Annotated in this window: 3 protein-coding genes and 1 pseudogene; 1 reads left to right on the top strand and 3 read right to left on the bottom strand. The window is 70.5% G+C overall.

All coding sequences use genetic code 11. The features are described 5' to 3' along the window. Positions 1 to 407: pseudogene (locus GTW43_RS37410) on the bottom strand (sugar ABC transporter permease); the annotation flags it as partial. A gap of 5 nt (positions 408 to 412) precedes the next feature. Further along, positions 413 to 1,744 (bottom strand): extracellular solute-binding protein, encoded by a 1,332-nt coding sequence (locus GTW43_RS04360; protein ID WP_161300288.1) that lies wholly within the window; start codon positions 1,742 to 1,744, stop codon positions 413 to 415. A gap of 332 nt (positions 1,745 to 2,076) precedes the next feature. Between GTW43_RS04360 and GTW43_RS04355 the strand changes: the two genes are divergently transcribed. After that, on the top strand, positions 2,077 to 5,070 hold the full coding sequence (locus tag GTW43_RS04355; RefSeq protein WP_161300287.1) for a CARDB domain-containing protein: 2,994 nt from the start codon (positions 2,077 to 2,079) through the stop codon (positions 5,068 to 5,070). 63 nt (positions 5,071 to 5,133) lie between these two features. Here the strand turns inward: GTW43_RS04355 and GTW43_RS04350 are convergent. Next, positions 5,134 to 6,788 (bottom strand): AMP-dependent synthetase/ligase (locus GTW43_RS04350; protein WP_161300286.1); only part of this gene is annotated, 1,655 nt, incomplete at its 5' end.

Genomic DNA, 6,788 nt, shown 5'->3' with positions numbered 1-6,788 from the left:
AGATAGACCACGAACCGCAGGTACGCGCGCGCGTGCCGCAGTTCGTTGAGCACGAGCGCCACCGCGAAGGGCACCAGATAGCCGCAGACCAGCGCGAGCAGCGTGAAGACCAGGGTGTTGCGCCAGGCCTGGCCGAACGCGGGATCGTCGACGACGGTACGGAAGTTGTCCAGGCCCACCCAGGTGGGGTCGTCGACCAGGTTGGTCTGCTGGAAGCTGAGCAGCACCTCCTTGAGGATCGGCCACCAGGCGAACATCGCGAAGCAGAACAGGGCGGCGCACAGAAAGCCGTACGCCGTCACATTGCGCCGGGCCGCCCGGCCGCGCTTGGACGGCGCCCGGCCGCCGCGCCGCGCCGCCACGGGCGGGCGCGGGCGGGACCGGGGCTTCTCGGTCAGGGTGTCCATCGGCATCAGCTCTTGGCCAGGATCGCGTTCGCCTTCGTCGAAGCGTCCGAGAGGAGCTTGTCGATGTCGGCGTTCTCGCGGGTCAGCACCGCGGACATGGCGACGTCCAGGACCGCGTACAGCTCCTGGGCCTTCTCCGGCTCGAGCTTGGCCTCGACGCCGGCGGAGGTGTCGACGTAGGGCTCGTAGTTGGCGACCGGCAGGACGGCGCTCGCCTTGCGGTCCTCGGCGATCTTCTTTCCGGTGGGGGAGTCGCCCATGTAGTCGTTGTTGGGCACACCGACGGCCTCGCCGTTGAGCTTGCCGCGGCCGAAGTCGAAGCGGCCCTTGCCCGGGGTGTTGAACTCGAAGTCGATCCACTCCAGGGCGGCCTTGGTCTGCGCCGCGCTCGCCTTCGGGTTGACCATGTAGGCCTCGCCGCCGGTCAGCGACGCCTTGCCGTCGGGTATGCCGGTGATGCCGTAGTCCTCGGGCTTGCCCTGGAACTTCTGCACCACGTCGGTGACGACGTCCGGGGCGCCGAGCATCATGCCGGTCTTGCCGGCCGCCATCTGCTGCATCAGCGACTCCCAGCCGATGAGGAGCTTGCTGCCGGTGCTGTCGTCCTTCCAGCGCATGTCGTGCAGGGTCTGCAGCACGGCCTTGCCCTCGGGGCTGTCGAACGCGGCCTTGCCGCCGCTGACCATCTCGCCGCCCCGGCTGAACAGCGCCTGCGCGAAGTGCCAGCCGCCGGTGTTGCCGCCGCCGTACTCGCCGTAGCCGGTGTAGCCGTCGCCGAGGCCCGCGATCTTCTTCGCGGCCGTGCGCACCTCGTCCCAGGTCTTGGGCGGGTTGTCCGGGTCGAGCCCGGCCTTCTCGAACAGGGCCCGGTTGTAGACGAGCCCGACCGAGTAGCTGACGTTCGGGACGCCGTAGACCTTGCCGTCCTTCGTGACCATGTCGCGGACGTCCTGCTTGATGTCGCCGTAGTTCTTCACGAGGCCGGTCGAGGCCGTGATGTCCTTCGCCTGCTTCTTCGCGATGACGTCCGCGTAGTTGGTGACCGGCACCATGAACACGGTCTCCATCTGCCCGCCGGCCAGCTTGGCGGCGAAGGTCTTCGGGTCGAAGCACGGCTGCTGGTCCGTGCTCTTGACCTTCACCCCGGGGTGAGCCTTCTCGAACGTGGCGACGTCGTCGTCCCAGGCCTTGCGCTGCTTGGGCGCTGTCTTCGCCGGCTGGCACGCCACGGTGATCGTGACGTCCCCTCCGGCGTCGGACCCGGAGTCGCCACCGCAGGCCGTGGCGGTGAAGGCGAGACCTGTGGTCAGAAGGATCGCGAGGTTACGGGGCTTCATTACGGCTCCTCTGGGGTGATGCCCAAGTGCTGCCCTGATGGGTGCCGTCACGATAGGTCGGGCTACAGACGGGCGCAAGATTCGAATCAAAGATTGCAAGATTACGACTGTGTCACGACGGCTCTGCGATGCGACCGGCGTCGCGCCGGGCCTGGGATCAAGCGTCTGAGTCAGTTGCGATGTGCTGTCAAAAAATTGCAGAGAATGCGCGACATCTTGTGTTCACGTCCTGGTGATGCTTGAGTCACGGCGCGGGGCGAGCGGGACACCGGCGCCCGAGTGGTGCCCGCCGCCACCACCCCTCCCACCCCCACCCGGAAGGTGACCCGCACATGGAAGCCGTGAGACCCAGCCGACACCGGCACCGCAGCAGGCGGTTCGCCGCTGCCTGCGTCGGCGCCGCCCTGACCGCACTCGGACTGCTCCCCACCGCCGCCGCCCACGCCGCACCCACCCGGACCGACGCGGGCGCAGCCGTGGCGAACCTCGCCCTCGACCGGCCCGTCGAGGCCTCCTCCACCACCCAGAGCTATCTCGCGAAGAACGCCGTCGACGGCAGCACCGGCAGCTACTGGGAATCGGCCGGCACGCCCGCCACGCTCACCGTGAAGCTCGGCGCCGACGCCGACCTCGACTCGATCGGGCTCGCCCTCAACCCCGACCCCGCGTGGTCCGCCCGCACCCAGAGCATCGAGATCCTGGGCCGCACCCGGACGGGCACCGGCTTCACCACCGTCAAGGAGCGCGCCGACTACACCTTCGACCCCGCACACGACGGCAACAGCGTCCGGATCCCGGTCTCCGGCCGCTACGCGGACGTCCAGCTGAAGATCTCCTCGAACAGCGCCGGATACGGCGCCCAGATAGCCGAGTTCGAGGTCAACGGCGTGCCCGCACCGGGCCCCGACCTCGCCGTCACCGGCCTGACCTGGAAGCCCGCCGCGCCCAGCGAGAGCGACGACGTCACCGTCGAGGCCACCGTGCGCAACACCGGCACCGCGGCCTCCGAGCCGACCACCGTCGACGTCAGCGTGGCCGGCGCCGTCGCCGGCAGCGCCGAGGTCGGTGCCCTCGACGCGGGCGCGTCGGCCACCGTCCCGGTCGCCGTCGGCAAGCGGGCCGAGGGCGCGTACAGCGTGTCCTCCGTCGTGGACCCGCGCGACACGGTGCCCGAACAGGACGACGACAACAACGGCTTCACCGCGAAGGACAAGCTGACCGTCGGTCAGAGACCCGGCCCCGACCTGGAGGTCACGGGCATCACGAGCGACCCGTCCAGTCCCGCCGTCGGCGCGGACGTCGGTTTCGCCGTCAAGGTCCACAACCGCGGCACCGCCTCCGTCCCGGCCGGAACGGTGACCCGGCTGACCGTCGGCAGCACGACGCTCGACGGCACGACCCCGGCGATCGCCGCGGGCGACAGCGCCACCGTCGCCCTCGACGGCACCTGGAAGGCGACCGGCGGCGGCGCCACCCTCACCGCGACCGCCGACGCCACCGGCCGCGTCGACGAGACGAACGAGGACAACAACGTCCTCGCCCGCTCCCTCGTCGTCGGCCGCGGCGCCGCCGTGCCCTACGCCGAGTACGAGGCGGAGGACGGCACCTACGACGGCACGCTCCTGGAGACCGACGCCGAGCGCACCTTCGGCCACACCAACTTCGCGACCGAGTCCTCCGGCCGCAGGTCGGTGCGGCTCACCTCCACCGGCCAGTACGTCGAGTTCACGTCGCGCAGCTCCACCAACTCCATCGTCGTGCGCAACTCCATCCCCGACGCACCGGGCGGCGGCGGCCAGGAGAAGACACTGAGCCTGTACGCCGACGGGAAGTTCGTCCAGAAGCTGACCCTGTCCTCCAAGCACAGCTGGCTGTACGGGAACACCGACCAGCCCGAGGGCCTCACCAACACCCCCGGCGGCGACGCCCGGCGGCTCTTCGACGAGTCGCACGCACTGCTCGACGCCACCTATCCGCAGGGCACCACGTTCCGCCTCCAGCGCGACGCCGGGGACGACGCCGCGTACTACGTCGTCGACCTGATCGACCTCGAGCAGGTCGCCCCGCCCGCGAGCAAGCCCGCCGAGTGCACCTCCATCACCGAGTACGGTGCGGTCCCCGGCGACGGCGTCGACGACGCCGACGCGATCCAGAAGGCCGTGACCGCCGACCAGAACGGCGACATCGACTGCGTGTGGATCCCGGCCGGCCAGTGGCGCCAGGAGAAGAAGATCCTCACCGACGACCCGCAGGACCGCGGCCAGTACAACCAGGTCGGCATCAGGGACGTCACGATCAAGGGTGCCGGCATGTGGCACTCCCAGCTCTACTCCCTCATCCCGCCGCAGGACGCCGGCGGCATCAACCACCCGCACGAGGGCAACTTCGGCTTCGACATCGACGACAACACCAAGATCTCCGACATCGCCATCTTCGGCTCCGGCACCATCCGCGGCGGTGACGGCAACGCCGAGGGCGGCGTCGGTCTCAACGGCCGCTTCGGCAAGAACACGAAGATCAGCAACGTGTGGATCGAGCACGCCAACGTCGCCGCCTGGGTCGGCCGCGACTACAGCAACATCCCCGAGCTCTGGGGCCCGGCCGACGGCCTCGAGTTCAGCGGCATGCGCATCCGCAACACCTACGCCGACGGCGTCAACTTCTCCAACGGCACCCGCAACTCGACCGTCTTCGACTCCTCGTTCCGCAACACCGGCGACGACTCCATGGCGGTCTGGGCCAACAAGTACGTCAAGGACCCCTCCGTCGACGTCGGCCACGACAACACGTTCCGCAACAACACCGTCCAACTGCCCTGGCGCGCCAACGGCATCGCCGTGTACGGCGGCCACGACAACACGATCGAGAACAACCTCGTCTACGACACCATGAACTACCCCGGCATCATGCTCGCCACCGACCACGACCCGCTGCCCTTCTCCGGGCAGACCCTCATCGCCAACAACGGCCTCTACCGCACCGGCGGAGCGTTCTGGAACGAGGACCAGGAGTTCGGCGCGATCACCCTCTTCGCGCAGGGCCCCGACATCCCCGGCGTCACGATCCGCGACACCGACATCCACGACTCGACGTACGACGGCATCCAGTTCAAGACCGGCGGCGGGGCCATCCCCGACGTGAAGATCGACAACGTGTCGGTCTCCCGGTCGAACAACGGCTCCGGCATCCTCGCCATGGGCGGCGCACGCGGCAGCGCGACGCTCACCGACGTCACCATCAGCGGTTCCCGGGACGGCGACGTGCTCGTCGAACCCGGCTCGCAGTTCGTGATCAACGGCAAGCCCGAGCCCAACGCCCGGCGCTGACCGGCCCGTACGGTCCGGTGCCGTCCGGCCCCCTCCCCGGGGCCGGACGGCGCCCCCGGCGGCTCAGCGCCGGGCGCCGCGCCCTCGGCGCACCCCGTACAGCTCGTCGATCTCCGCCGCGTACCGCTCGATCGCAGCCGCCCGGCGGATCTTCAGGGACGGCGTCAGCAGACCGTCCAGCATCCCGAACTCACCCGGCAGCACCCGGAACGCACGGATCGACTCGGCCCGCGACACCCGGGTGTTGGCCCGCGCCACCGCCCGCCGCACATGGCCGAGCAGCTCCTCGTCCGTCACCAGGATCGCGGGATCGTCCGGCGCCCGCCCCTTCAGCGCCAGCCAGCTCGCCACCGCCTCCTGGTCCAGCGTGATCAGCGCCGCGACGAACGGGCGGTTGTCACCGACGACCAGACAGCCGGAGATCAGCGGATGCGCCCGCAGCTCCTCCTCCAGCGTCAGCGGCGAGATGCTCTTGCCGCCGCTCGTGATGATGATGTCCTTCTTGCGGCCGGTGATCACGAGATAGCCGTCGTCGTCGAGCCGGCCCAGGTCCCCCGTGGTGAACCAGCCGTCCCGCAGCACCTCCCGGGTCGCCGCGGGATCGTTGTGGTACCCCGCGAACACCACGTCGCCGCGCACCAGGATCTCCCCGTCGGCCGCGATCCGCACCGCGTTGCCGGGCAGCGGCCGGCCGACCGTGCCGTGCCGCACCGCGCCCACCGGCTGCGCGGTCACCGCCGCGGCCGTCTCGGTCAGGCCGTAGCCGTCGTACACGGTGATCCCGCATCCCGCCAGGAACAGACCGAGCTCGCGGGCCAGCGGCGAGCCGCCCGAGACCGCGTTGCGCACCCGGCCGCCGAGCACCGCCCGCACCTTCGCGTACACCAGCCGGTCGTACACCGCGTGCCGCAGCCGCAGGCGCGGCCCCGGCCCGTGCCCGAGTCCGGCCGCCCGCCGCTGCTCGGCCTCCGCGAACCGCACCGCCGTCCGCACCGCCCGCTCGAACAGCGCGGCGTGCCCCTCCTGACGCGCCCTCAGCCTGGCGCTGCGGAACAGCCGCTCGAAGACGTACGGCACCGCGTACAGGAACGTCGGCCGGAACGAGGCCAGCATCGGAAGGAGCACGTGCGGCGAGGGATCGGGCTGGAACGCCACGTCCACCCCCGCCCGCACCGAACTGATCACCACCATCAGGCCGTAGCAGTGCGCGAGCGGCAGGAACGCCACCAGCGACGGCACCTCGCCCGGCCGCGCCAGCAGACTGCGCCAGCCCACGGCGAGCGTGTCGCACTCGGCGGCCATGTTCGCGTGCGTGATCACACAGCCCTTGGGCCTGCCCGTCGTCCCGGACGTGTAGCAGATCAGCGCCGTGTCCCCGGGACGCACCGCCGACCGCAGCCGGTGCACCAGCTCGTCGGGGACCGCACCGCCGTCGGCGACCAGCTCGTCCAGCGCCCCCGCGTCGAGCTGCCACAGCCGGTGGATGGCACCGGCCGGGCCGTGCGCCGCGGCCACCGTCATCGCGTTGTGCTCGTTCTCCACGAAGCAGCCCACCGCGCCCGTGTCCTGGAGGATGCCCCGCACCTGCTCCGTGGACGACGTCGGATAGATCGGCACGACCACGGCGCCCAGGCACCACAGCGCGTACGCGGCGCGCGTCCACTCGTACCGGGTACGGGACATGACGTCCACGCGGTCACCCGCCCGCACCCCCTGCG

Source organism: Streptomyces sp. SID5785 (genome assembly GCF_009870065.1).
Lineage (GTDB): Bacteria > Actinomycetota > Actinomycetes > Streptomycetales > Streptomycetaceae > Streptomyces.
Note: the sequence above shows the minus strand (reverse complement) of the source record. Positions and strands in the feature narration are given on the sequence as shown.